This window comes from Actinokineospora sp. UV203, from assembly GCF_056323665.1.
The window spans coordinates 3,294,302-3,319,126 of the sequence record NZ_CM150484.1; the positions used below are offsets into that span (position 1 = coordinate 3,294,302).

Sequence of the window (24,825 nt, forward strand, 5' to 3'; positions counted from 1 at the left end):
TCAGCTTCACGGGCGACTGGTCCACCCGTAAGCTCCACTTTTGTGGCGAAGAATTGGTCCACTTATCGTGAGCTGCTGATGCCCGACTTCGCGGAGCCGCGGCGCGGCAGCCGCGGGCGGACGCTGGAGGCGGCGCTGCGGGCGGCGATCCGCGAAGGCAGGCTGCCGCTGAGCACCAGGCTGCCGTCGAGCCGCGACCTCGCGGGCCAACTGGGTGTCTCCCGGGGGACGGTGACCGCCGCCTACGCGCAACTCGCCGCCGAAGGGTTCGTGTCGTCCCGCCACGGATCTGGGACGGCCGTGGCGTGCACGCTCGTCCCGCCCGACCCGCGAAGTCCCGACTCCGACCGCGCGGAGCCCCGCTGGCGCTACGACCTGCGCCCCGGCTTGCCCGCTTTGGGCGCGTTCCCGCGCGCGGCCTGGCAGGCGGCGACCCGCGCCGGACTGGCCGCGCTGTCCGACGACGAACTCGGCTACCCGAACCCGGCCGGCCTCCTGGTCCTGCGCCGGGAACTCGTCGGCTACCTCGGCCGGGTGCGGGCAGTCGACGCGGGCGACGTGACGATCACGCACGGGGTGGCGGAGTCGCTCGCCCTGCTCGCCGCCGTGCTGCACGCCGACGGACACCGGGAGGTCGCCGTCGAGGATCCGACGCATCCGGGCATGTCGGAGGTGTTCGCCGCGCACGGTCTGCGCCCGGTCGGCGTCCCGGTGGACGACGAGGGCATCCGGGTGGACCTGTTGGCCCGCACCGGATGCCGGGTGGTGCTGGTGACCGCCGCGCACCAGTTCCCGCTCGGTGTCGTGCTCAGCGCTGACCGCAGGCGCGAACTCCTGGCCTGGGCGCGCGAGCGGGACGGGCTGGTCGTCGAGGACGACTACGACGCCGAACACCGCTACGACCGCCCCGCCGTGGCGGCCACGCAGGCGCTCGACGCCGAGCGGGTTGCCTACGTGGGCAGCGTGAGCAAGGTGCTGGCGCCCGCGATCCGGCTCGGCTGGCTGGTCGCGCCCACCGCTTTGCGGGACCGACTGGTGGACCGCAAACGCCTGTCCGACCTGGGATGTTCGCCGATCACGCAGGCCGCGTTCACCCACCTGCTGCGCTCCGGCGGCTATGACCGGCACCTGCGGCGCACCCGGCAGCTCTACCGCCGGCGCCGCGACGCGCTGCTCGGCGCGGTCTCGGCCGAACTGCCGGGCTGGCGCCCGCACGGTGTCGCCGCGGGCCTGCACCTGGTGTTGCGCCTGCCCGATGGCACCGATGACGCTGTCCTGCAAGGGAAACTGGCGGAGATCGGAATCAACGCACCCGCGTTGTCCGGCTACCTGGTCGAACGTGAGGCGCCGTTTCCCGGTCTCGTCGTCGGGTACGCGGCGACCACACCCGACCGGCTGCGGGCCGCCGTCAGCGAGATGGCCCGACTGTCCTGATCAGACAGAGCAGACGTCCACCCGCGACTCAAGGATGATCTTTGTCAGGATCCGCGAGGAGCTGAACTGCAGGCGGTACAGGGCCTTCGGGTTGCCGGGCACGGCCACGGTCGGGCCGTGGGCGTAGTCGAAGTGCGCGGGGTCGAAGTCGGGGTACGTCGCGTGCACCTGGCCGGCGGTCCAGCCGATCCGCATTCCCTCGGGCGTGTGGATCCAGTCGACCTGCTTGGGGTGGATCGCCCACACACCATGCGTTTCGCTGACCACCGCCTGGTCGAGCGCGGTGATCGGCAGCGCGGGCCAGGGCGCGCAGAGCCCGTCGCCCTCGGTGGTGCGGGTCAGCATCCCGAGCGCCTCGGCGGCGTCGGCGGACATGCCCAGCCGCAGCGTCTGCCAGCCGAACGGGCCGATCACGTCGTTCCCGCCCGGGGTCGTCGTAGTGGGCTTCCCTTTGGTCGTCGGCTTCTTGGCCGGGCTCTTCACCGTCTCCACTTCGGACGGACGCGGCGTCGGCGTGGCGGCCGGGGTCGCGACGGCGCCGCCCGTCGATGTCGTCGTCGGGGACGGCGCGACGCCGGACTTCGGTGCCGCGCAACCCGACACGCCCACGGCGACCGCGCACACCGCGATCGCCACCCGGTTGAAGATTCCCATGTGACCGCTCCCTGATTCGTCTTGCTCCCACACCACAAGACGGCCATCCCCCGCCGAGGTTGCGGGTGTCGATCGAGCGGGATCGAGGCAGGATGGACCCATGGTGGGACTGACGGACGTGGTGGCGGTGTCGGCGGAGGTCGGCGCGACCCGGTCCCGGCTGGCCAAGGTGGCCGCCATCGCCGGGGCGCTGCGGCTCGCCGAGGACGCCGACGAGGCCAAGGCGGTGGTCGCGTTCCTCTCCGGCGCGATCCAGCAGGGCCGGATCGGCGCGGGCTGGCGGACCCTGGTCGAGCTCCCGGCGCCCGCCCCGGAGCCGACCCTGGCCGTGGCCGACGTCGACGCGGCCTTCGACCGGCTGGTGGACACCCGCGGCGCCGGTTCGGTGGGCAGGCGGGCGGAGATCATCGCCGGGCTGTTCGGCGCCGCCACCGCCGCCGAGCAGCGGTTCCTCCGCGCGCTGATCACCGGTGAGCTGCGCCAAGGCGCACTTGAGGGAGTCATGCTCGACGCGGTGGCGAAAGCCGCCGACGTTCCCGGTGCGGCGGTCCGGCGGGCGTTCATGCTCTCGGGGAGGCTCCCCGAGACCGCGGCGCTGGCGCTGGCGGGAGGGGTCGACGCACTCGCGGCGGTGCGGTTGGAGCCGGGCAGGCCGGTCCGGCCGATGCTCGCCTCCCCCGGGACCTCGGTGGCGGCGGCGATCGCGGACCTGGGCCCGTGCCTGGTCGAGTACAAACTCGACGGTGCGCGGATTCAGGTGCACAAGGTCGCCGACGAGATCCGGGTCTTCACCAGGACCCTGCGGGAGATCACCGACAGCGTGCCGGAGCTGGTCGAACTGGTGCGGAGACTGCCCTGCCACACGGTCGTCCTCGACGGGGAGACGCTGGCGCTGTCCGACGACGGCAGGCCGCGCCCGTTCCAGGAGACGCAGAGCCGGTTCGGGAGCACGACCGAGGAACAGGTGCGGGCCCTGCTGCTGCGGCCGTACTTCTTCGACTGCCTGCACCTCGACGGCGTCGACCTGATCGACGAGCCGCTCCGCGCGCGCAACGAGGCGCTCAACCGCGCGGTCGGCCCACACGTGATCCCCGGCGCCATCGACCCGACGACCGCGGAGGCCGAGGCGGTCGGGGCGGCGGCGCTGGCGGCGGGCCATGAGGGCGTGATGGTGAAGGACCTCGACTCGACCTATCAGGCCGGTCGACGCGGGAAGGCTTGGCAGAAGGTCAAACCCGTGCACACCCTGGACCTGATCGTGCTCGGCGCCGAGTGGGGGCACGGCCGCCGTTCCGGGTTCCTGTCGAACCTGCACCTTGGCGCGCGCGACCCCGACGGCGGTCCGCCGATCATGGTGGGCAAGACCTTCAAGGGCCTGACCGACGAGCTGCTCCGCTGGCAGACGGCGGAGTTCCCTAAGCACGAACGAAACCGCGACGACTGGACTGTCTACTTGCGACCGGAGCTGGTGCTGGAGATCGCCTTGGACGGGGTCCAGGCCAGCACCCGCTACCCCGGTGGCGTGGCGCTGCGCTTCGCTCGGGTGGTGCGGTACCGGCCGGACAAGCAGGCCGCGGACGCCGACACGATCACCGCCGTCCGCGGCTTGCTCGCTGTGGCACAGGGTTCGTAATCGGCGGACGACCCGCACCCGCGGGGGTTGCGAACCGTTCGAGGTTCGGTGTCCGGACGTTGGCTGAGCGGAGCGTTCCCACTTGGTTTCGCGTCTTCACTGGCTGCTATTAGACCGTTACTGTGAAGATTCACACGAGTTCACCCATCGGTGAAGGCGAGGCCCCGGTTGACCCCGGAAGAACTGGCCGAGGCCCTGCGTCGCGGCCCTTTCCACCTGGCGCTGCGCAGCGCGATCGCCCACCGCCGCCTCTCCTTGGCCCGGCTGCGCTCACACCTGGCCCGGCTCGACATCCAGGTCGCCGAATCCACGCTGAGTTACTGGCAGCGCGGTCTACGCCATCCGGACGCCCAACACGCCCTTCCGGCGGTACGCGGGCTGGAGACCGTGCTCGGTCTGCCCGCCGACTCACTGGTCGTGCTGGTCGGTCCCCGTCAGCGCGGCGGCCGGTCGCGCCGGGCCGCCACGTCGTTCTCGGAGCTGGTCTTCAGCGGGCCGGTCACCCGCGACCTGTTCACCCAAATCGGCGCGGACGCCGACGCGGCCAACGCCGACATCGAGCTGAAGTTCGTCCACGAGCGCATCACCATCGCCAAGGACCGCTCGCAGGGGCGTATCCAGACCCGCGTCGTCGGCCGCACCCGCCGCGCCGGGGTCGACCGGTACATGGCGGTCTACAACGGCGAGCCCGGCGTCGACATCGCCGACGTGCGGGTCAGCGCGGACGAGGGCTGCAGGCTGGGCCGGGTGCGCAGGCTCGACACGTGGGTCGTCTTCGAGCTGATGTTCGACCGCAGGCTGATCGAGGGCGAGACGGTGGTGTTCACCTACACCGTCGACGACGAGTCCGGCATCGAGTGCCCCGGCTACTCCCGGCTGTTCCGGGTGCCGTGCGGACCGCTCCTGCTGCAGTTCGAGCTGCCGCCGGACAACCTGCCCGCCCGGATCACCCAGGTCGTGCGCGGCAACGACACGCTGCCGCCGAGCATGTGCGAGGAGCTGTTCTGCGACCGCGGTCACATGGTCAACGCCTTCTTCCCGTCGGTGGAACCCGGTATCGCGGGAATCGCGCTGGACTGGGACTGACGAAGTAGGTTGGACACGTGCACTTCGCTCACGGCAAGCCGGACCACGACCTCACCTACGACGACGTCTTCCTGCTGCCCGGCCGCTCAGCGGTCGCCAGCCGGTTCGACGTCGATCTGTCCACATCGGACGGGACGGGCGCGACCATCCCGATCGTGGTGGCCAACATGACCGCCGTCGCGGGCAGGCGGATGGCCGAGACCGTCGCCCGCCGCGGCGGGCTGGTGGTGCTGCCCCAGGATGTCGACCCGTTGGTGGTCGGCGGCATCGTGACCTGGGTGAAGTCGCGCCACACCGTGTGGGACACCCCGCTGGTGCTCACCGCCGCCGACTCGGTCGCCGACGCCCTCAACCTGCTGCCCAAGCGCGCGCACGGCGCGGTGGTCGTCGTCGACAACGACGGCAAGCCGATCGGCGTGGTCGACGAGGCCGCGTGCCAGGGCGTCGACCAGTTCACCCGGGTCATCGAGGTCGCCGACCCCGGCTTCGCCATGCTGCCGACCGACAGCGCCCATCGAACCGTGTTCGACCAACTGCACGGCCGCGCGGCGCGGGTCGCGCTCGCGGTCGACCGCGACGGCAGGCTCACCGGCATCCTGACCGAGTCCGGCGCGCTGCGCGCCGACCTCTACCAGCCCGCGCTCGACGCCGACGGCAAGCTGCGCGTCGCCGCCGCGGTCGGGGTCAACGGCGATGTCGCCGCGAAGACGGACGCGCTGCTCAAGGCGGGCGTCGACACCCTGGTCGTCGACACCGCGCACGGCCACCAGGAGAAGATGCTCACCGCCCTGGCGGCGGTCCGGTCGGTCTCCCCCGGCGTGCCGGTCGTCGCTGGCAACGTGGTCACCCCGGAGGGTGTCCGCGACCTGATCGAGGCGGGCGCGGACATCGTCAAGGTCGGTGTCGGCCCCGGCGCGATGTGCACGACCCGGATGATGACCGGTGTCGGCCGCCCGCAGTTCTCCGCCGTCGCCGAGTGCGCCGCGGCGGCTCGCGAACTGGGCAAGCACGTGTGGGCCGACGGCGGTGTGCGCCACCCCAGGGACGTCGCTCTGGCCCTGGCGGCCGGGGCGGCGAGTGTGATGATCGGATCGTGGTTCGCGGGCACCTACGAGTCCCCTGGCGACCTGTGCCGCGATGAGCAGGGCAGGCACTACAAGGAATCGTTCGGCATGGCGTCCAAGCGCGCGGTGTCGGCGCGGACCCGGTCCGACAGCGGGTTCGACCGGGCCCGCAAGGCGCTGTTCGAGGAAGGCATCTCGACCTCCCGGATGCTCCTCGACCCAACGGCCCCCAGCGTCGAGGACCTGCTCGACTCGATCTGCTCGGGTGTCCGGTCCGCGTGCACCTACGCGGGCGCGCACGACCTCGACGAGTTCCACGAGCGCGCCGTCGTCGGCGTGCAGTCGGCGGCCGGTTTCGCCGAGGGCCGCCCGCTGCCCGGCGGCTGGTGACGGCCGAATCCACGGGAGTCCCCGCCCCGCCATGCGGGACGGGGACTCCGGTGACTGTGGACTATCCGGTGTGGTCTTCCAGCATCTCCGTCACCAGGGCGGCGATCGGGGACCGTTCGGACCGGGTCAGCGTGACGTGGGCGAACAGCGGGTGCCCCTTCAGCTTCTCGATCACCGCCGCGACCCCGTCGTAGCGGCCGACGCGCAGGTTGTCGCGCTGGGCGACGTCGTGGGTGAGCACGACCCGGGAACCTGAGCCCAGCCTGGAGAGCACCGTCAGCAAGACGTTGCGCTCCAGCGACTGGGCCTCGTCGACGATCACGAACGAGTCGTGCAGCGAGCGGCCGCGGATGTGGGTCAGCGGCAGCACCTCGAGCATCCCGCGGTCGAGGACTTCCTCGATCACGGCCTTGCTGACCAGCGCTTCGAGGGTGTCGAAGACCGCCTGCGCCCAGGGCTGCATCTTCTCGCTCTCGGAACCCGGCAGGTAGCCGAGGTCCTGCCCGCCGACCGCGTACATCGGCCGGAAGACGACCACCCGCTTGTGGAGGCCGCGTTCCATGACGGCCTCCAGCCCGGCGCACAGCGCCAGCGCCGACTTGCCGGTCCCGGCTCGGCCGCCAAGGGAGACGATGCCGATGTCCGGGTCCAGCAGCAGGTCCAGCGCGATCCGCTGCTCGGCTGAGCGGCCGTGCAGCCCGAAGGCCTCACGGTCGCCGCGCACGAGTTTGACCTGCTTGTCCGGGGTGACCCGGCCCAGCGCGCTGCTGGTGCCCGCGAGCAGCCGCAGACCGGTGTTGACCGGGTGATCGGCGCTGTCGAGACCGAAGTCGGCCAGGTCGACCGTGTGGTCCTCGGCGGCGAACAGCCCGTCGACGACCTCCTGACTCACCTCGATGTCGGCGATGCCCGTCCAGCCGGACGGGGTCACCTCACCGGCGCGGTATTCGTCGGCGTCGAGACCGACCGCACCGGCTTTGACCCGCAGCGGGATGTCCTTGGTGACGAGCGTGACCGCGAGGTCCTCGGCCGCGAGGTTGAGCGCGCACGCGAGGATGCGCGCGTCGTTGGAATCGGTGCGGAACCCGGCTGGGAGCACCGAGGGGTCGGAGTGGTTGAGCTCGACATGGAGGGAGCCGCCGGAGTCGCCGATCGGGATCGGCTTGTCGAGCCTGCCGTGGGCCAGCCGTAGATCATCGAGCAGTCGCAGGGTCTCCCGTGCGAACCAGCCCAGTTCGGGGTGGTGCCGTTTGCCCTCCAGTTCGCTGATCACGACCAGCGGGATCACGACCGAGTGCTCGGCGAACCTGGTCAGCGCCCAGGGGTCGGAGAGCAGGACGGAAGTGTCGAGGACATACGTGCGCGGAGCTGGGTCGGCCTCCTTGGAAGACGTGCGAGAAGAGCCTGAGGAAAGGCTGGCAGTGCGCCTGGACGATCGCGAAGCAGTCACGGCAACTCCCTCACGGACACGGCACCGCGTCCGCACTCCTCGGTGGGCCGAGCACTGGCCCTGGCTGGTCGGCCGGGTCGTCGTCGGGGTTACCGACGTCGACCTCGCCGTCCACGAGGACCGGGTGCCGGCCCCCTCGCGATCGTCATGCTCACGACCAGGACCTCCCGGGCCGGACCGCCATGGACACGATCCGACACTTCGAAAGCTACCTGCGTGGACCGACACTTCGCTGGCTGCCACACAGGTGATTTTCGCTTTTGTCACTCGGTGGACATGCTGACGACACGTGATCAGTCGACACAGAGTGAGTACCCGGACACACCACGGCGTAGTCCTGGCGCCGAGAGGGGCCTTGCCCGCCTCGGACTACGACCCGAATCGCCGGTGCCGAATACCATAGGCGCGCAAAGCTCGCAAAAAGTCGGTGCGCCGGAAATCGGGCCAGTAGGCCTCGCAGAAATGAAACTCCGAATGCGCCGACTGCCACAGCAGGAATCCCGAGAGACGCTGTTCGCCGGACGTTCGGATAACGAGGTCCGGGTCGGGCTGGCCTGAGGTGTAGAGGTGTTCGGCGATGTGGTCGACGTCGAGGACCTCGGCGAGTTCCTCGATCGTGCTGCCCGCCTCGGCGTGCTGCTGCAGCAGCTTGCGCACGGCGTCGGCGATCTCCCGGCGGCCGCCGTAGCCCACGGCGATGTTCACTTCCATCCCCGTCCGCCCCTCGGACCGCCGCGCCGCCGCCGACAGCCGTGTGGCCGTCTCCGTGGGCAGGATGTCCAGGGCGCCGATGATCCGCAGCCGCCACGGCCTGCCCGGCTCGGCCAGCTCGTCGACGACGTCGCCGATGATCTGCAGCAGCGGGGCCAGCTCGGCCTCCGGGCGGGTCAGGTTGTCGGTGGAGAGCAGCCACAGGGTGACGACCTCGACACCGGCCTCGTTGCACCAGCCGAGCAGATCGGCGATGCGATGGGCGCCGACCCGGTGGCCGTCGTTGACGTCGGTGAACCCTGCCTCCCGCGCCCAGCGCCGGTTGCCGTCGAGCATCACGCCGACATGGCGGGGGATCTCACCGCCCGCTTGCTGGAGGAGACGCTTCTCGTAGAGGCCGTACACAACGTCGGCCACCCGCCTGCGAAGACTCACGACGATGGAGAGTACGCCGTTCGGCCCCGGAAACCGGCACACTGGGCACGTGCAGCGCACCGGGATCGATCCGATATGGCAGGACCTCACGGTCATCGAGCGGCTGGTCCACGAATCCCGGACCGTCGCCGTGGTCGGCCTCAGCGCCGATCCGGCACGGCCCAGTTTCGGGGTGGCGAAGTACCTGGTGGCCAGCGGTCTGCGGGTGTTGCCGGTGAATCCGGCGCTGACCGAGTGGGAGGGCCTGCCCGCCTACGCGTCGCTGGCGGACATCACCGTGCCGATCGACATCGTCGACGTGTTCCGCAGACCCGAGCACGCGCCCGGCCACGCCGAGGAGGCCGTCGCGGTGGGCGCGGGCGCGCTGTGGCTGCAGATCGGGGTGATCAGCGAGCAGGCGGCGCGGATCGCCGCCGACGGCGGTCTCGACGTCGTGATGGACCGGTGCCTAAAGGTCGAGCACCGCGAGGTCGTCGGCTGGTCCTGATGTGCGGCCGGCCACAAGCCTTCGGCGACGCAACTTACGGTCCCGTAGCGTTGGTGGCGTGACGGCACCGACGATGACCGAACAGGATCGGCCCACCAAGCCGCGGATGCGCGGTGTCATCCACTTCTGGTCGTTCATCGTGTCCGTGGTGACCGGCGCGACCCTCATCGCGCTCGCCGCGACCACCGTGTCCGGCGTCGCGGCGCTCGCCACCTCCATCTACGTCATCACCGTGCTCGGCCTGTTCGGCGTGAGCGCGCTCTACCACCGCCGCTGGTGGGTGACCGAGCGCGCGCGGACGTGGATGAAGCGGCTCGACCACTCGATGATCTTCCTGTTCATCGCGGGCACGTACACCCCGTTCTGCCTGCTTGGCATGACCAAGCCGACCGGGTACGTGATCCTCGGCGTCGTCTGGGGCGGCGCGCTGCTCGGTGTCGGGTTGAAGCTGCTGTGGCCGCACGCCCCGCGCTGGCTGGGCACCCCCATCTACATCGCCTTGGGCTGGGTCGCGGTGTTCGTGCTGCCCGAGCTGCTGCGCAGCGCCGGTGTCGCCGCCCTCGTCCTGATCCTGATCGGCGGCGCCTTCTACACCGTCGGCGCGGTCTTCTACGCCACGAAGTGGCCCAACCCGTGGCCGGGCGTGTTCGGCCACCACGAGTTCTTCCACGCCGCCACCGTCATCGCGGCGCTCTGCCACTACGTGGCTATCTGGCTCGTTCTGTACTCCTGAGCCGAATACCGGGGAGCACCGGCCTAGGGCTGCCTACAGCTCAGGCCCCTTGGCCCGAAGATCATCAACCTTCGTCATGGCCTCCCGCAGCTCACCAAGCCACTCCTCAGCGTGCGCCCCGACCAGGCGAACAGCCCATGCCAACGCCTCCGACCTCGACCGAGCCACCCCTGCGTCGACAAGGGTGTCCAACACCAACCGCTCAGGCTGCCGCAGCCGTGTCATCACCGGCACCGACAACGTCGTGAACAACTCCTCCGTCGAACCCTGCCGAGCCCCCCACGCCACCTTCCGCGCGTAGCGGTGTTCGGCCTGCCGAGCGATCTCGATGCGCTCGTCGCGGGTGGCTTCGCGCCAGCGGGAAATCCGGCCGGACTCGGCGGCGGCGCGGGCGGCGTCGTCGGTGTAGTCGCCGTCGAGGTCGGGGAGGGTGCCGACGATGAGGATCTCCTCACGGTCGACGGTCACGGTGGGCTCACCGGTGAACCAGCCGTCGGGCAGCCTGCCGGAGAACCAGCCTGCCGCGTCGTCGGCGGAGGGAAGGTCGGACTGTCCGCCGCGCGGGCGGGGGCTCCAGGTCCTGCGCATGTCAGCTCCTTGATTACAAGATTACGTTACTACTGACATTACGCCGATACAGCCGGGATTGGAGCTGCGTTCGCCCTCGGCGGACTTCCGTCCTCAGCCCATCGCCCTGGGTCAGCCGGTCAGCGTCGCCACCAGGTCCGCCGCCGCCGTTCGCGGCCGGTCGCACACATAGCCCCGGCACACGTACGCCGCCGCCTGTCCCTCCACCAGCGGCCGGTCGGCCAGCAGCGGCGCCGAGTCCGGTTCGCCCGCCACCACCACCGCCCCACCCGGCGCGTGCTTGAGCGCGGCCTCGGCCAAGGCCGTGCGGTCCGTCGGGGAACCCACGACGGCCACCTGGACCGGGCCATGGGCAACAGCCTCGGCGACGGTCAGCCAGTGCCCGGCGAACCGAGGCGCCCGGGAAGCCAGGATGCCCGCCCGGTAGATCGCCTCCTCGCACGCCGACCGGTAGGCGTCTGCCCGGCCAGGCCCGGCGAGTGCCGAACCGGCCAACAGCGCGCCGGCCAGCGCGGACGCCCCCGACGGCGAGGCGTTGTCGCCCGGGTCGGCTGGGCGCCACACCAGGGCGTCGGCGTCGTCGGCGGTGTCGTGGAAAGCGCCGGGCATGGTCGGGTCGGCGAAGTGGGCCAGGGCGGTGTCGAGCAGGTCGCACGCCGCGTCGAGCCGGCGCTGTTCGGCGGTGGCCTGGTGCAGCGCGAGAAGGGCGTCGGCGAAACAGGCGTAGTCCTCGAGGACGCCCGCGGCGGTGCCGACCGCGCCGGCGCGCGAGGTGCGGCGCAGCCTGCCGTCGACCATGTGCAGGTGCAGCAACAGGTCCGCGGCCCGCTCGGCGGCGGTGATCCACGCGGGTTCACCCAGAGCCAGGCCGGCCTCGGTGAGGGCAGCGATCGCCAGCCCGTTCCACGCGGTCACGACCTTGTCGTCGCGACCCGGCTGCGGGCGGGTGTCCCGCGCGGCCAGCAACGCTGCCTTGACCCGCTGCCAGCGCGGCGCGTCGTCGACCTCGCGGCTCAGGCGCAGGGTGGACGTCCCGTGTTCGAAAGTGCCGGACTCGGTGACACTCAACAACTCCGCCGCCCAACCACCTTCTTCGGCGCCGAGCACCTCCGTGAGCTGCGCGAGCGTCCACACGTAGGCCAGTCCCTCCTCGCCTTCGGTGTCGGCGTCGAGGGACGAGGCGAACCCGCCTTCCGCGGTGGCGAGGTCGCGCAGCAGGAACGTGGCGGTGTCGACGGCGACCTCGCGGTAGCGCTCGGTTCCCGTGCGCCGGAACAGGTGTGCGGCCAGCCGCAGCAGCAAAGCGTTGTCGTAGAGCATTTTCTCGAAGTGCGGCACCACCCAGCCCGCGTCGACGCTGTAGCGGGCGAACCCGCCCGCGAGCTGGTCGTTGAGGCCGCCGTCGGCCATGGCCCGCATCGAGCCCTCCACAATGGACAGCGACTCGACCGAGCCGGTGCGCTCGTGGTGGCGCAGCAGGAATTCCAGCACCATCGTCGGCGGGAACTTCGGGGCGCCGCCGAAGCCGCCGTTGACCCGGTCGTAGTCGCCGAGCAGCGACGCGGCCGCCCCGGCCAGGACCTCCTCGTCGACGATCGACTCGACCATCGGCCCGGTCTGCTTGCCCAGTTCCTCGACGATCCGGTCGGCGGCCTCGCGGACCTCGCTGTCCTGCGCGGACCACGCGTCGCGGACGGCGGCCAGCAACTGCCCGAACGACGGCATCCCGTGCCGCGGCTGCGGCGGGAAGTAGGTGCCGCAGTGGAACGGCTTCGCCTCCGGGGTGAGGAAGCACGTCATCGGCCAGCCGCCGTGGCCGGTCATCGCCTGCGTCGCGGTCATGTAGACGGCATCGACGTCGGGCCGCTCCTCGCGGTCGACCTTCACGTTGACGAAGTTCTCGTTCATCAGCGCGGCCGTCTCGGCGTCCTCGAACGACTCGTGCGCCATCACGTGACACCAGTGGCAGGCCGCGTAGCCGATGGACAGCAGCACCGGCACATCGCGGCGCGCGGCCTCGGCGAACGCCTCCGGACCCCACTCCCACCAGTCGACCGGGTTGTCGGCGTGCTGGAGCAGATACGGGCTGGTCGAGAGGTGGAGCCGGTTCGCCATGGGTCAACCCTCTCAAATGGCATGAGATCCGGCAGCGAGTAGGCGACACTTCGCGGGTGCTGCTGACAGTGACAATGACACGGCCCACGACTGTGACATCCAACAAGACGCCTGCCACCGACCTGGGCTATCTGCTGTTCAAGCACCCAGGCAAGGCGCAGGCGTTCTCGACCGCGTCCGGAACCGCGCACGTGTTCTACCCAAGGGCCGACGAGGAGGAATGCACCGCGGCGCTGCTGCTCGAAGTCGACCCGATCGCCCTGGTCCGCGGCCGCAAGAACGACGCGTTCACCCTGGGCCAGTACGTCAACGACCGCCCGTACGCGGCCGGATCGATGCTGGCCGTGGCGCTGTCAAGCGTGTTCCGCACCGCGATGACCGGCCGCTGCGACCAGCGTCCCGAGCTGGCCGACACGCCGATCCCGCTGCGGGTCCGGGTGCCCGCGGCCCCCTGCGCGGGCGGCCCCGCCCTCGCCGAGCGGCTGTTCGCGCCGCTGGGCTGGCGGGTCGACGCCCGACCGGTGCCGCTGGACCCGGAGTTCCCCGAGTGGGGCGACTCGCGCTACCTCGACCTGCGGATCGAGGGCGAGCTCAAGCTGTCCGACGCCCTGAAACACCTGTATGTGCTGCTGCCGGTGATGGACGGCGCCAAGCACTACTGGGTGGGCGAGGACGAGATCGAGAAGCTGCTGCGCGCGGGCGACGGCTGGCTGTCCGGGCACCCGGAGCGCGACCTGATCAGCCTGCGCTACCTGGCCCACCGGCGCGGCTACCAGCGCACGGCCCTGGACCGGCTGGCGGAGCTGGACGGCACGGAGGCCGAGCCGGTCGACGTGCTGCCGGAAGCGATGTCGGAGGACAAGCCGGAGCCGCTCTCGGCGACAAGGCGGCATGCGGTGATCGACGCGCTGCGCGAGGTCCGGGCACACCGCGTGCTCGACCTCGGCTGCGGCGGCGGGGCGCTGCTGCGCGACCTGCTGGCCGACCCGACGTTCACCGAGATCGTCGGCTGCGACGTCTCGGCGGGGGCGCTGGACGCGGCGCAGCGGCGGCTGCGACTCGACCAGCTGCCCGACCGCGCCCGCGACCGGGTCGTGCTGCGGCAGTCGTCGGTGACCTACACCGACCCGGCGCTCGCCGGCTACGACGCGGCGGTGCTGATGGAGGTCGTCGAGCACGTCGACGCGAGCAGGCTGCCCGCGCTGGAGCGCGCGGTGTTCGGCACGGCCAACCCGCGCCACGTCATCGTCACGACACCGAACGCCGAGTACAACGTGCTGTACCCGACCCTCGGGGCCGGTCGGATGCGGCACACCGACCACCGTTTCGAATGGACTCGCGCGCAGTTTCACGACTGGGCCCAAGGCGTCGCGGACCGGTGCGGCTACACGGTCCGCTATGCCCCGGTCGGCCCGGAAGACCCGGTCCACGGTCCCTCCACCCAGCTCGCCGTGTTCTCCCGGAAGGAGGCAGCCTGATGGATCTCACCATCCCCGACATGGCGCTGGTGGTGCTCATCGGCGCCTCGGGCTCCGGCAAGTCCACCTTCGCGCGCAAGCACTTCGCGCCAACCCAGGTGCTCTCCAGCGACTACTTCCGCGGTCTGGTCAGCGATGACGAGAACGACCAGTCGGCCTCGGCGGAGGCTTTCGACGCGCTGCACTACATCGCGGGCAAACGGCTGAGCGCGGGCATGGTCACCGTGATCGACGCGACCAACGTCCAGCGTGAGCCGCGCGCGGAGCTGATCAAACTGGCGCGTGAGCACCACGTGCTGCCGGTGGCGATCGTGCTCGACATCCCCGAAGCGGTGTGCGTTCGGCGCAACGCGGAACGGCCGGACCGCGACTTCGGCGAGCACGTCGTGAAACGGCACCGCACCGAACTGCGCCGCGCGCTCGGATCGCTGCAGCGTGAGGGTTTCCGCAGGGTGCACGTGCTGCGTGGCGAGTCCGAAGTGGACGAAGCGCGGATCGTGCCGGAGCGGCTGAACAACGACCTGCGCGACCAGACCGGCCCGTTCGACGTGATCGGCGACATCCACGGCTGCCGGGCGGAGTTGGAGGAACTACTCGGCGAACTGGGCTACGCGCTCACCCGTGACGACCACGGGCGAGCGGTCGGCGCGCGGCACCCCGAGGGCAGGCGCGCGGTGTTCGTCGGCGACCTTGTCGACCGCGGCCCCGACACCCCGGGCGTGCTGCGGCTCGTGATGGGGATGGTCGAGGCGGGCGACGCGCTGGCGGTGTGCGGCAACCACGAGCAGAAGCTGGTCCGCGCCATGCGCGGCCGCAAGGTGACGATGGCGCACGGCTTGGCCGAGTCGCTCGCCCAGCTCGGCGAGGAGTCCGAGGAGTACCGCGCCCGCGTGGAGGAGTTCTGCGACGGACTGATCTCGCACTACCGGCTCGACGGCGGCAACCTCGTCGTCGCCCACGCGGGTCTGCCGCAGGCGTTTCACGGCCGCACTTCCGGCCGGGTACGCAGCTTCGCGCTCTACGGCGACACAACGGGTGAGACCGACGAGTACGGCCTGCCGGTGCGATACCCGTGGGCGAACGAGTACCGCGGCCACGCCATGGTCCTTTATGGACATACGCCGTCAGTGGACGCGGAGTGGGTCAACGGAACCATGTGCCTGGACACCGGCTGCGTGTTCGGCGGCAAACTCACGGCGCTGCGGTACCCGGAACGCGAGATCGTGTCGGTCAAGGCGCACCAGGTCTGGTACGAGCCAACGCGTCCACTCGGCCCGCCGGACCCGTTCGGCGGACGTGAGCCGAGCACGCTCGCACTGTCCGATGTGGTCGGAAGGCGCGTGGTCGACACCGGCACCTTGGGCCAGATCACGGTTCGCGGCGAGCAGGCGGCGGCGGCACTGGAGGTCATGAGCCGCTTCGCGGTCGATCCGCGCCTGCTGCTGTACCTGCCGCCGACGATGGCGCCGGCGGCGACGCGGGCCGACGGCGACTTGCTCGAACACCCGGCCGAGGCGTTCGCGGACTTCCGCGGGCGTGGCGTGCGCGAAGTCCTGTGCGAGGAGAAGCACATGGGCTCGCGCGCCATCGTCCTGGTCACTCGGGACGAGTCGGTGGCATCCGTGCGCTTCGGCATCGACGGCGACGGTGCCGTGCACACCCGCACGGGCAGGCCGTTCTTCGACGACGACCTCACCGCCCGGCTGCTCGCGCGCGTGCGGGGCGCGGCGACCGAGGCCGGACTGTGGGCCGAACTCGACACCGACTGGCTGCTGCTCGACGCCGAGCTGATGCCGTGGAGCGCCAAGGCGTCCGCGCTGATCACCAACCAGTACGCGGCGGTCGGAGCGGCGGCGGGGGTCGCCCTGCCCGCGGCCGCCGACGCTCTCGCCGAGGCGGCCGGGCGCGGCGTGGACGTCGCGGACCTGTTGGCGCGCACCCGATCCCGGGAGGTGAACGCGACCGACTTCCGCGCGGCCTACCGCCGGTACTGCTGGCCGACCGAGGGCCTTGACGGCGTGCGGCTGGCGCCATTCCAGGTCCTGGCCGCCGAGGGGACGATGTTCCACGACCGCCCGCATTCCTGGCACCTGGCGATCGCCGACCGCCTGCGCGCGGCCGACACCGACCTGTTCGCGGTGACACGCAACCTGTCCGTCGACACCGACGACGCCGGGTCCGTCGACGCGGGTGTGCGGTGGTGGACGGAGCTGACCGAGGCGGGCGGCGAGGGGATGGTCGTCAAGCCGGCGGCGAACCACCTGCCGAAGACGCAGCCGGGCGTGAAGGTGCGCGGCCGCGAGTACCTGCGGATCATCTATGGCCCGGACTACACCGAACCGGCGAACCTCTCGCGGCTGCGGGACCGCAACCTCGGCCACAAGCGGTCGCTGGCCCTGCGGGAGTACGCGCTCGGCTTGGAAGGCCTGGCCCGACTCACCCGCGGCGAGCCGCTGTGGCGGGTCCACGAGTGCGTGTTCGCGGTGCTGGCGCTGGAGTCCGAGCCGGTGGACCCACGACTGTGATCCTTTCCGCTGTCGTCGGCTCCCATGCCTACGGCCTGGCCACCGCGGCGTCGGACACCGACCGCCGCGGTGTCTACGCCGCGCCCACGGAGTCGTTCTGGCGGTTCGAGAAGCCACCGTCCAGTGTGGATGGTCCGGTGGCAGAACAGGTGACGTGGGAGGTCGAGCACTTCTGCCTGCTCGCGCTCAAAGGAAACCCGACCGTGCTGGAAGTCCTGGTGAGCGACCGGGTCGAGGTGTGCACCGCCCTCGGCGCGGAACTGCGGGCGCTGCTGCCCGCGTTCCTGTCAGAGAAGGCGGCGACGAGCTACGAACGGGCGACGGCACAACAGATCGCCCGAGCGACCCACGCCCGCGAGCCCAAGTGGAAACAGGTCATGCACGCGCTGCGCCTGCTGATGGTGTGCCGCACGCTCTTGGCCACCGGCGAGCTGCGCATCGACATGAGCACCGACCGCGAGGAGCTGTTGGCAATCCGCTTCGGAGAGGTACCCCTGGCGGAGTGCCTGGCCTGGGCCGACCGCCTGCGCGCGGACATAGCGACCACACCCCGCGCGGTCCCCACGGAACCCGACACCCGACGAGTGGAGGACTGGTTGATCTCAGTCCGCCGAAGGAATCTCGATGCCGCTCACCTTGCCTGACCTGAAGGAGGTGGTCGCCGCTGAGACGCGCCCACCTCTGTTCGCGACCGTCTCGGGCGCCCACCTCTACGGCTTTCCCTCGGCCGACTCCGACATCGACCTGCGCGGCGTGCACCTGCTCCCCGCAGAGGAGATCGTCGGCCTGCGGCTGGGCCCGGAAACGGTGGACCGGACCTGGTTCCGCGACGGCGTGGAAATCGATTTGGTCACCCACGACTTGCGCAAGTTCGCCCGGCTGTTGCTCACACCGAACGGATACGTGCTGGAACAGTTGGTGTCGCCGCTGGTGGTGCACACGGGCGAAATCCACGCGGAGTTGCTGTCGATGGTTCCCGACCTGCTGACCAGCAGGCACGCCCACCACTACCGCGGATTCGCCAACAGCCAGTGGGCGCTGTTCGAGCGCACCAACGAGATCAAGCCGCTCCTGTACACCTTCCGGGCGCTGCTGACCGGCATCAACCTCATGCGCACAGGTGTCGTCGACGCGACCCTGCCGAACCTCGGCGGCCCGGCGTACCTGTCCGAGCTGATCGAGGCGAAACGCACCGGCGAGCATCGAAACCTCGACACCACCGAGGTAGTCGACGCACCGCGCTTGACGGCGGATGTGGACTTGCTGCACCAAGAGCTGACGGCAGCCCAAGCCATTACGTCGCTGCCTGAGCGGCCCGCCGTCGACGAGCAGATGCACGACCTGGTCGTCCGTGCCCGGCTCGGGTGAACCACCACACCGTTTTCGCCTCGCGGAGACCTTTGCCGAGCGGGAGAGTGGGGGATCCACCGCGAAAGGGAGAGGACGATGGCGTCACTCAACATCACCCCGTGCCTGTGGTTCGACACCCAGGGCGAGCAGGCCGCGGAGTTCTACTGTCCGGTGTTCCCCAACTCGAAGGTCAAGGACGTCGCCCGCTAGGGCCTGACATGCCACGTCCCGAAGGCCAGGCGATGACGGTCGACTTCGAGATCGATGGCAACCCGTTCGTCGCGCTCAATGGCGGGCCGGAGTTCACCTTCAGCGAGGCCGTGTCGTTCCAGATCTTCTGCCGGGACCAGGCCGAGGTCGACCACTACTGGTCGGCGCTGACCGAGGGCGGCGGCGAGGAGAGCCGGCGCGGGTGGCTCAGGGACAAGTTCGGGCTGTCCTGGCAGGTCATCCCCACCCGGCTGACTGAACTGACCGATAACCCCGGCGCGATGCAGGCCATGCTCAAGATGCGGAAGATCGACACCGCCGAGCTCGAACGCGCCGCCACTTGACCGCCTCCCCGAAATTCAAGGGTTGGTCACCTGCCGTGCGATGGTGCGATGGTGCGGTGAGGCGGGTGACCGTGGTCAGTTCGTCACTGTCCCCTAAGGCGCGGCCCATGGCGCGGTCGGTTTGATCAAAGGGACCTAGTCCTTCTTGTCCTCGGGCTCGTCGAAGCTTTCCGGGACCCGCTTGAGGTGCTTGGTCATCGAGCGGATCAGGAACGCCACGGCGATGAAGAACAGGATCAGGATGAGGAAGCCCAGCGGCGAGGACTTGCCGAAGTCCTCGCCCTGCCCGCCGGGGTCGGCGGGCGTCGGCGGGGCCGTCTGGGTCAGGACCATGGGCACGGTGGCCGACAGGTCCGGGCTGGACAAGATCACAATGTCACCTTCTCAGCGACCCCGGAGAACAAGTCGTCCTCGGGGAGGGTGCTGTCCACCAGCGACCGGACCAGCTCGTACTCCTCGAACGGCCACACGCTGCGCTGGATGTCCAGCGGGACGGCGAACCAGCGGCTGTCCGGGTCGATCTGGGTGGCGTGGGCGAGGAGCGCGGCGTCGCGGACCTCGAAGTACTCCGAACAATGGACCTTCGTGGTGACCCGGTGGGAGATGTCGCCGCGGTCGGCGCTCCAGTTCTCCAGCCACTCGCCGTAGGGCGACTCAAGCCCGGCCGCGAGCAGGGCCTCGTGCATCGCCACCAGGCGGGCGCGGGAGAAGCCGTGCATGTAGTACAGCTTCAGCGGCGTCCACACCTCGCCCGCCTCGGGGTACAGGTCGGGGTCACCCGCGGCGTCGAAGGCCGCGACGGAGACCTCGTGGCAGCGGATGTGGTCGGGGTGCGGGTAGCCGCCGTTCTCGTCGTACGTGAGCACGACGTGCGGCTTGAACTCGCGGATCGCCTGGACCAGCGGCGGGACCGACTCCTCCAGCGGCACCAGGGCGAAGCAGCCCTCGGGCAGCGGCGGCAGAGGGTCGCCCTCGGGCAGGCCCGAGTCGACGAAGCCGAGCCAGCGGTGCCGGACACCGAGGATCTCGGCGGCCTTGGCCATCTCGGCGCGGCGCACGGCCGGGATGTCGGCGAGGACCTCCGGGCGGTCCATGGCCGGGTTCAGGATGTCGCCACGCTCACCGCCGGTGCAGGTCACGACCATGACCTCGTGGCCGTCGGCGACGTACTTCGCCATGGTGGCGGCGCCCTTGCTCGACTCGTCGTCCGGATGGGCGTGGACCGCCATCAAACGCAGCTTCTCGGCCATGACCTCTCTCTGCCCCCTCGTCGTATGGGGTACCGCGCCAGGCGGATACTCGACCCCGGTAAGTCGAACGCGTCGCGGCGGGTCCATTGTTCCCGCCTGGCGGACAGTCGTCACAGGAGGCCCCTCGAATGACCGTGGCCGGTCACACGCTGCCGGAAGGCCGCTACGGGAAGCCGCGCGCCAAGCGATCCCGGCGGACCGCGGTGGTCCTCATCGCCCTCGGTCTTCTCGCAGGTGGGGGCGCCGCGTACCTCGCGTACACGAACCTGGGGAGCGCCCCGATCGAGGCCGAGCGCATCTCGTTCGGCAACCAGCCGGAGAACCGGATGCAGCTGGTTTTCGACGTCACGCGGCAGACCCCAGAGCGGGCCGCGGTGTGCATCGTGCGGACCCGCGGCATCGACGGCGGCGAAGGCGGGCGCAAGGAGGTCTACATCGCCCCCGGACCCTCTTCCGTGCGCGTGACGACAGTGATTTCCAGCTCATCCGAACCGGTGACAGCCGACGTGTTCGGGTGCTCTTACCAGGTGCCCGCATACCTGTCCACAGGACAGCCGCCAACGGGGTGAACTGCGTCCGTATCGGTGCCAAATCGGACAAAACGGACGGTTTAGCACGCCTGTTCATGCTATTCTCGTCTACCTGCACGGCCCCTAGGCGGGCCGTGTTTTTCCATTCCGGGTGCTCGACGAAGCCCGGGACTGCCGGCCCGTAACCACGGGCCCGGAGTACGACGAGGAGTTGGTGACCGTGAGCGACACCCAGGTGACCTGGTTGACCCAGGAGGCCTACAACCGGCTCAAGCACGAGCTCGACGAGCTGATTGAGAACCGCCCGGTCATCGCGCAGAAGATCAACACCAGCCGCGAGGAGGGTGACCTCAAGGAAAACGGGGGCTACCACGCGGCCCGTGAGGAGCAGGGGCAGCAGGAGGCCCGGATCCGGCACCTGCAGGAGCTGCTTCGCGGAGCGAAGGTCGGCGAAGCCCCGTCCAACGACGGCGTCGCCGAGCCGGGCATGGTGTTGACGGTCCGCTACGAGGGCGACGACAACGAGGAGCAGTTCCTGCTCGCCACCCGCGAGGAAGGCAGCGAAGGCGAGCTTGAGGTCTACTCCCCCGAGTCGCCGCTGGGTCGCGCCTTGCTCGGTGCCAAGGAAGGCGAGACCCGCGAGTACGCACTGCCCAGTGGCAAGATCCAGAAGGTCACACTGACAAAGGCAGTCCCCTACTCGGGATAATGGCGCCGGCTCGCCGGCGCGGCTCGGCCGCCTTTGTGGTGACGTTTCGGGGGTCCAGCACGAACACTGCCAACTTCGATGGCGTGTTCGTGCTGGACCCCCGAAACGTCACCGCGACCGAGCGTGGTTCTTCACCGCACTATCCGTTCCAGGAGTGGCCGCACGCGCATTGGGACTGGGGTGGACAGGGCGATCGAGGTGGAGGTGCGCTGGACCCACTCGACATTCACCACCCGGTCGATGACCCGCTGCAGGTCGGCGTTGTCCCTGGCCACCATCCGCACCAGCAGGTCGCCCTGGCCGGTGGTGGCGTGCACCTCGCACACCTCGTGGATCGCCCGCAGCCGCTCAGCCACGTGGCTCCGCCTACCCTGCGCGATCTCCAGCACCGCGAACGCCGTCAGCCCGTAGCCCATCGCCGCGAGGTCCAGCTCCGGCGGAAACCCGCCGAGCACACCGCGCCGCTCCAGGCGGTCCATCCGGGCCTGCACCGTGCCCCGCGCGACGCCGAGCCTGCGCGAGCATTCGAGCACGCCCAGCCGCGGTTCGTCGGTCAGCAGCAAGAGCAATCTGGCGTCAAGGACGTCCAGCACATCCCCGTGATCATCCGACACCCCCGTCACCTCCTGGTCACAGTGTCCACTTTGCCAGCTTAGACCCGTCCACCACTGAGCAGATTGCCCTATTAACAAACGGACTGTTGCGCAGGGTGTCTTGTCGAATGATGCTCAGAAATACCGCACTGAAGAAGACGCAGGAGGACGCGATGACTGGGACCCTCGGCCGCAGCGAACTGGGCATGGACGAGGTGAGCTACGACCAGCTCCGCCAGCTCGTCGGCCTCGTCGACTATGACGAGAGCCGGGACCCGTTCCCCGTGAACGCGATGGACGCCGTCGTGTTCGTCGTCGGCAACGCCACGCAGACCGCGCTGTTCTATCAGACCGCGTTCGGCATGGAGCTCGTCGCATACTCGGGCCCGGAGACCGGCAACACCGACCACAAGTCGTTCGTGCTGAAGGCCGGATCCGCCCGCTTCGTCATCAAGGGCGGCGTGCGCCCCGGCAGCCCGCTGCTCGACCACCACCGCGAGCACGGCGACGGCGTCGTCGACCTCGCCCTGGCCGTGCCCGACGTCGACAAGTGCGTCGAGCACGCCCGGGCCGAGGGCGCGATCATCCTCGAAGAGCCCAACGACGTCACCGATGAGCACGGCACCATCCGCACCGCCGCCATCGCCACCTACGGCCGGACCCGCCACACCCTGGTGGACCGGTCCCGCTACACCGGGCCGTACCTGCCCGGGTATGTCGCGAAGACGGGCACCTACCGCAAGCCCGCCGACGCGCCGAAGCGGCTGTTCCAGGCCATCGACCACTGTGTCGGCAACGTCGAACTCGGCAAGATGGACTACTGGGTCGACTGGTACAACCGCGTCATGGGTTTCGTCAACATGGCGGAGTTCGTCGGCGACGACATCGCCACCGAGTACTCGGCGCTGATGAGCAAGGTCGTCTCCAACGGCAACCACCGGGTCAAGTTCCCGCTCAACGAGCCGGCGATCGCGAAGAAGAAGTCGCAGATCGACGAGTACCTGGAGTTCTACGGCGGCCCCGGCTGCCAGCACATCGCCTTGGCCACGAACGACATCATCGCCACGGTCACCGCGATGCGCGCCGCGGGTGTCGAGTTCCTCGACATCCCGGACTCCTACTACGAGGACCCCGAGCTGCGCGCCCGCATCGGCGAGGTCCGGGTGCCGATCGAGCTGCTCAAGGAGAACGCGATCCTGGTCGACCGCGACGAGGACGGGTACCTCCTGCAGATCTTCACCAAGCCGACCGGCGACCGGCCGACGGTCTTCTACGAGATGATCGAGCGACACGGTTCGCTCGGCTTCGGCAAGGGCAACTTCAAGGCCCTGTTCGAGGCCATCGAGCGCGAGCAGGAGCGCCGGGGCAACCTGTGATCCGCTGATGACTTGTGGCCCCCACACTCAGCTGCTCCTCAGGTATCACTCGCTTGGGGCAGGTACCCTCGGGGCGCGGAGTATGAGTGGGGAGACAGCGCTATGGCCTTCGGAACCCGGCTGACGGGTGTCGCGTCGCTCGCGGCCGCCATGGGCGCCGCCGCGGCACTGGCCGGGGTAGCCGTGTTCACGGTGAGCACCGCCGCCTGCGCTGAGCCCGGCCACTTCGTCTCCACCGGCGACCAGGTCGAACTAGTCGGCGGCTGCCTCACTCCGGCAGACCTCCCAGCCGCCCCCGCCCCACCCCCCACGCCCACCCCCGCCACCGACCCCTTCCGCCAAGCCCCCTAACGCGCGAGTCGCCCCTTCCGGCGAACGAGTCGCCCCTTCGGGCAAGTGAGTTCAACATTCAGGCAGCGGTTCGCCGAATGTTTGGCGACCCCGAAAGTCGGTTCGCCTGCCTGAATGTTGAACTCACTTGCCGGAAGGGGCGACTCGTTTGCCGGAAGGGGCGACTCGCGGGGGTTAGAGGGCGGCGACTAGGTCTTGGATCAGGTCGGTGCTGTCCTCGATGCCTACGGAGAGGCGGACGAGGTCGGCGGGGACCTGCAAGGGGGAGCCCACGTTGCTGGCGTGGGTCATCCGGCCCGGGTGCTCGATCAGCGACTCGATGCCGCCAAGGGACTCGGCCAGGGTGAACAGCTTGGTGCGCGTGACCAGGTCCAGCGCGGCCTGTTCGCCCCCGGCCATCGAGAACGAGATCATCCCGCCGAAGCGGCGCATCTGCTTCGCGGCGATCTCATGGCCCGGGTGGTCGCTCAGGCCCGGGTAGTAGACCTTGCTGATCTTGTCGCTGCGCAGCAGCGTCTCGACGATCCGCTCGGCGTTGTCGCTGTGCCGCTCCATCCGCAGCGCCAGCGTCTTCGCGCCCCGCAGGGTCAGCCACGAGTCGAACGGGCCGGGGACCGCGCCCGCGGCGTTGCGCAGGAACGCGAACTGCTCGTTGAGATCGGCGTCCGAGGTGACCAGGGCGCCGCCGACGACGTCGGAGTGGCCGCCGAGGTACTTCGTCGTCGAGTGCAGCACCACGTCGGCGCCCAGGCTCAGCGGCGCCTGCAGGTACGGGGTGGCGAAGGTGTTGTCGATGACCAGCTTCGCGCCGCCCTCGGCGGCGATCGCCGCCAGCGCGGCGATGTCGGCGATGCCGAGCAGCGGGTTGGTCGGGGTCTCCGACCAGATGACCTTCGTGCTCGGCCGCAGCGCCGCCCGGGTCGCGTCCAGGTCGGACAGGTCGACCGCGGTGTACTCCACGCCCCACAGGGTCATGACCTTGTCGATCAGCCGGAACGTGCCGCCGTAGGCGTCGTTGCCGAGGATCACGTGGTCGCCGGGGCGCGTCATGCTGCGCAGCGCGACGTCGGAGGCGGCCATCCCGGAGGCGAACGCCAGCCCGTGGGCGCCGCCCTCCAGCGATGCCAGCGCCGTCTCCAGCGCGGTGCGCGTCGGGTTCGCCGTGCGCGAGTACTCGTAGCCTTCCCGCAGACCGCCGACGCCGTCCTGGGCGAAGGTCGAGGTCTGGTAGATCGGCACGATCACCGCGCCGGTTCGCGGGTCGGGGTCCTGCCCCGCGTGGATAGCCCGGGTTTCGAAGCCCCAGCGGGCAGAGTCGTCAGCCATGGG

Annotated in this window: 24 protein-coding genes and 1 pseudogene; 16 read left to right on the forward strand and 9 right to left on the reverse strand. The window is 70.0% G+C overall.

All coding sequences use genetic code 11. The features are described from left to right. Window positions 1-42: 42 nt before the first annotated feature. Window positions 43-1,434, forward strand: a complete 1,392-nt coding sequence (gene pdxR, locus ACUZ2Y_RS15410) for a MocR-like pyridoxine biosynthesis transcription factor PdxR (RefSeq protein ID WP_476319311.1) — start codon at window positions 43-45, stop codon at window positions 1,432-1,434. Here the strand turns inward: pdxR and ACUZ2Y_RS15415 are convergent, their stop codons facing one another. Next, window positions 1,435-2,088 (reverse strand): hypothetical protein, encoded by a 654-nt coding sequence (locus ACUZ2Y_RS15415; RefSeq protein ID WP_476319313.1) that lies wholly within the window; start codon window positions 2,086-2,088, stop codon window positions 1,435-1,437. Between the two features lie 100 nt (window positions 2,089-2,188). On the opposite strand from ACUZ2Y_RS15415, the gene ACUZ2Y_RS15420 reads away from it, so the two are divergent. The 3 genes from ACUZ2Y_RS15420 (at window position 2,189) to ACUZ2Y_RS15430 (ending at window position 6,261) form a co-directional block, all read left to right on the forward strand. Further along, window positions 2,189-3,721, forward strand: a complete 1,533-nt coding sequence (locus tag ACUZ2Y_RS15420) for an ATP-dependent DNA ligase (protein ID WP_476319315.1) — start codon at window positions 2,189-2,191, stop codon at window positions 3,719-3,721. A 168-nt stretch (window positions 3,722-3,889) separates the two neighbouring features. Continuing rightward, window positions 3,890-4,807, forward strand: a complete 918-nt coding sequence (locus tag ACUZ2Y_RS15425) for a hypothetical protein (protein WP_476319317.1) — start codon at window positions 3,890-3,892, stop codon at window positions 4,805-4,807. Window positions 4,808-4,824: 17 nt separating this feature from the next. Beyond that, window positions 4,825-6,261 (forward strand): GuaB1 family IMP dehydrogenase-related protein, encoded by a 1,437-nt coding sequence (locus tag ACUZ2Y_RS15430; protein ID WP_476319319.1) that lies wholly within the window; start codon window positions 4,825-4,827, stop codon window positions 6,259-6,261. Between the two features lie 61 nt (window positions 6,262-6,322). Here the strand turns inward: ACUZ2Y_RS15430 and ACUZ2Y_RS15435 are convergent, their stop codons facing one another. Beyond that, entirely contained in the window at window positions 6,323-7,711 is a 1,389-nt protein-coding gene (locus tag ACUZ2Y_RS15435) for a PhoH family protein (RefSeq protein ID WP_476319321.1), read from the reverse strand. Between the two features lie 369 nt (window positions 7,712-8,080). After that, window positions 8,081-8,857 (reverse strand): isoprenyl transferase, encoded by a 777-nt coding sequence (locus ACUZ2Y_RS15440; RefSeq protein WP_476319323.1) that lies wholly within the window; start codon window positions 8,855-8,857, stop codon window positions 8,081-8,083. A 4-nt stretch (window positions 8,858-8,861) separates the two neighbouring features. Here ACUZ2Y_RS15440 and ACUZ2Y_RS15445 point away from each other — a divergent pair, with 4 nt between their 5' ends. Both ACUZ2Y_RS15445 and trhA read left to right on the forward strand, forming a co-directional pair. Beyond that, window positions 8,862-9,344: a CoA-binding protein gene (locus ACUZ2Y_RS15445; protein ID WP_476319325.1), complete on the forward strand. Its 483-nt coding sequence runs from the start codon at window positions 8,862-8,864 to the stop codon at window positions 9,342-9,344. A 73-nt stretch (window positions 9,345-9,417) separates the two neighbouring features. Beyond that, on the forward strand, window positions 9,418-10,077 hold the full coding sequence (trhA, locus tag ACUZ2Y_RS15450) for a PAQR family membrane homeostasis protein TrhA (protein WP_476331857.1): 660 nt from the start codon (window positions 9,418-9,420) through the stop codon (window positions 10,075-10,077). 33 nt (window positions 10,078-10,110) lie between these two features. Here the strand turns inward: trhA and ACUZ2Y_RS15455 are convergent, their stop codons facing one another. Next, window positions 10,111-10,665: a hypothetical protein gene (locus tag ACUZ2Y_RS15455; protein ID WP_476319327.1), complete on the reverse strand. Its 555-nt coding sequence runs from the start codon at window positions 10,663-10,665 to the stop codon at window positions 10,111-10,113. Between the two features lie 111 nt (window positions 10,666-10,776). Further along, complete coding sequence (locus tag ACUZ2Y_RS15460) at window positions 10,777-12,780, reverse strand: thioredoxin domain-containing protein (protein WP_476319329.1); 2,004 nt, start codon at window positions 12,778-12,780, stop codon at window positions 10,777-10,779. Between the two features lie 74 nt (window positions 12,781-12,854). Between ACUZ2Y_RS15460 and ACUZ2Y_RS15465 the strand changes: the two genes are divergently transcribed. The 6 genes from ACUZ2Y_RS15465 to ACUZ2Y_RS15490 all read left to right on the forward strand — a co-directional run bounded on the left by ACUZ2Y_RS15465 (window position 12,855) and on the right by ACUZ2Y_RS15490 (window position 18,687). Continuing rightward, window positions 12,855-14,258: a 3' terminal RNA ribose 2'-O-methyltransferase Hen1 gene (locus tag ACUZ2Y_RS15465; RefSeq protein ID WP_476331858.1), complete on the forward strand. Its 1,404-nt coding sequence runs from the start codon at window positions 12,855-12,857 to the stop codon at window positions 14,256-14,258. Continuing rightward, the gene (locus ACUZ2Y_RS15470; RefSeq protein WP_476319332.1) at window positions 14,258-16,783 is read left to right on the forward strand and encodes a polynucleotide kinase-phosphatase; all 2,526 of its coding nucleotides are present in this window, start codon (window positions 14,258-14,260) and stop codon (window positions 16,781-16,783) included. The genes ACUZ2Y_RS15465 and ACUZ2Y_RS15470 overlap by 1 nt, the downstream gene beginning before the upstream one ends. Further along, window positions 16,780-17,427: a nucleotidyltransferase domain-containing protein gene (locus ACUZ2Y_RS15475; protein ID WP_476319334.1), complete on the forward strand. Its 648-nt coding sequence runs from the start codon at window positions 16,780-16,782 to the stop codon at window positions 17,425-17,427. Before ACUZ2Y_RS15470 ends, ACUZ2Y_RS15475 begins: the two co-directional genes overlap by 4 nt. Further along, on the forward strand, window positions 17,408-18,151 hold the full coding sequence (locus tag ACUZ2Y_RS15480; RefSeq protein WP_476319336.1) for a nucleotidyltransferase domain-containing protein: 744 nt from the start codon (window positions 17,408-17,410) through the stop codon (window positions 18,149-18,151). The genes ACUZ2Y_RS15475 and ACUZ2Y_RS15480 overlap by 20 nt, the downstream gene beginning before the upstream one ends. A 78-nt stretch (window positions 18,152-18,229) precedes the next feature. Further along, complete coding sequence (locus tag ACUZ2Y_RS15485) at window positions 18,230-18,343, forward strand: VOC family protein (RefSeq protein ID WP_476319338.1); 114 nt, start codon at window positions 18,230-18,232, stop codon at window positions 18,341-18,343. Between the two features lie 8 nt (window positions 18,344-18,351). Beyond that, the gene (locus tag ACUZ2Y_RS15490) at window positions 18,352-18,687 is read left to right on the forward strand and encodes a VOC family protein (protein WP_476319340.1); all 336 of its coding nucleotides are present in this window, start codon (window positions 18,352-18,354) and stop codon (window positions 18,685-18,687) included. Between the two features lie 153 nt (window positions 18,688-18,840). Here ACUZ2Y_RS15490 and ACUZ2Y_RS15495 read toward each other — a convergent pair. Both ACUZ2Y_RS15495 and mca read right to left on the reverse strand, forming a co-directional pair. Beyond that, window positions 18,841-19,020, reverse strand: a pseudogene (locus ACUZ2Y_RS15495) (hypothetical protein); the annotation flags it as partial. Between the two features lie 35 nt (window positions 19,021-19,055). Continuing rightward, on the reverse strand, window positions 19,056-19,937 hold the full coding sequence (gene mca, locus ACUZ2Y_RS15500; RefSeq protein WP_476319342.1) for a mycothiol conjugate amidase Mca: 882 nt from the start codon (window positions 19,935-19,937) through the stop codon (window positions 19,056-19,058). A gap of 128 nt (window positions 19,938-20,065) precedes the next feature. Between mca and ACUZ2Y_RS15505 the strand changes: the two genes are divergently transcribed. Together ACUZ2Y_RS15505 and greA are read left to right on the forward strand one after the other, a co-directional pair. Next, window positions 20,066-20,506 (forward strand): DUF4307 domain-containing protein, encoded by a 441-nt coding sequence (locus tag ACUZ2Y_RS15505; protein WP_476319344.1) that lies wholly within the window; start codon window positions 20,066-20,068, stop codon window positions 20,504-20,506. 175 nt (window positions 20,507-20,681) lie between these two features. After that, on the forward strand, window positions 20,682-21,176 hold the full coding sequence (gene greA / locus ACUZ2Y_RS15510; RefSeq protein ID WP_476319347.1) for a transcription elongation factor GreA: 495 nt from the start codon (window positions 20,682-20,684) through the stop codon (window positions 21,174-21,176). 131 nt (window positions 21,177-21,307) lie between these two features. Here the strand turns inward: greA and ACUZ2Y_RS15515 are convergent, their stop codons facing one another. Beyond that, on the reverse strand, window positions 21,308-21,790 hold the full coding sequence (locus ACUZ2Y_RS15515) for an Lrp/AsnC family transcriptional regulator (protein WP_476319349.1): 483 nt from the start codon (window positions 21,788-21,790) through the stop codon (window positions 21,308-21,310). Between the two features lie 152 nt (window positions 21,791-21,942). Between ACUZ2Y_RS15515 and hppD the strand changes: the two genes are divergently transcribed. Both hppD and ACUZ2Y_RS15525 read left to right on the forward strand, forming a co-directional pair. Continuing rightward, window positions 21,943-23,145, forward strand: a complete 1,203-nt coding sequence (hppD, locus tag ACUZ2Y_RS15520) for a 4-hydroxyphenylpyruvate dioxygenase (RefSeq protein WP_476319351.1) — start codon at window positions 21,943-21,945, stop codon at window positions 23,143-23,145. A 102-nt stretch (window positions 23,146-23,247) separates the two neighbouring features. Next, complete coding sequence (locus ACUZ2Y_RS15525; protein ID WP_476319354.1) at window positions 23,248-23,496, forward strand: hypothetical protein; 249 nt, start codon at window positions 23,248-23,250, stop codon at window positions 23,494-23,496. Window positions 23,497-23,670: 174 nt separating this feature from the next. Here ACUZ2Y_RS15525 and ACUZ2Y_RS15530 read toward each other — a convergent pair whose 3' ends face one another. Next, on the reverse strand, window positions 23,671-24,822 hold the full coding sequence (locus ACUZ2Y_RS15530; protein ID WP_476319356.1) for a cystathionine gamma-synthase: 1,152 nt from the start codon (window positions 24,820-24,822) through the stop codon (window positions 23,671-23,673). Between the last annotated feature and the right edge of the window lie 3 nt (window positions 24,823-24,825).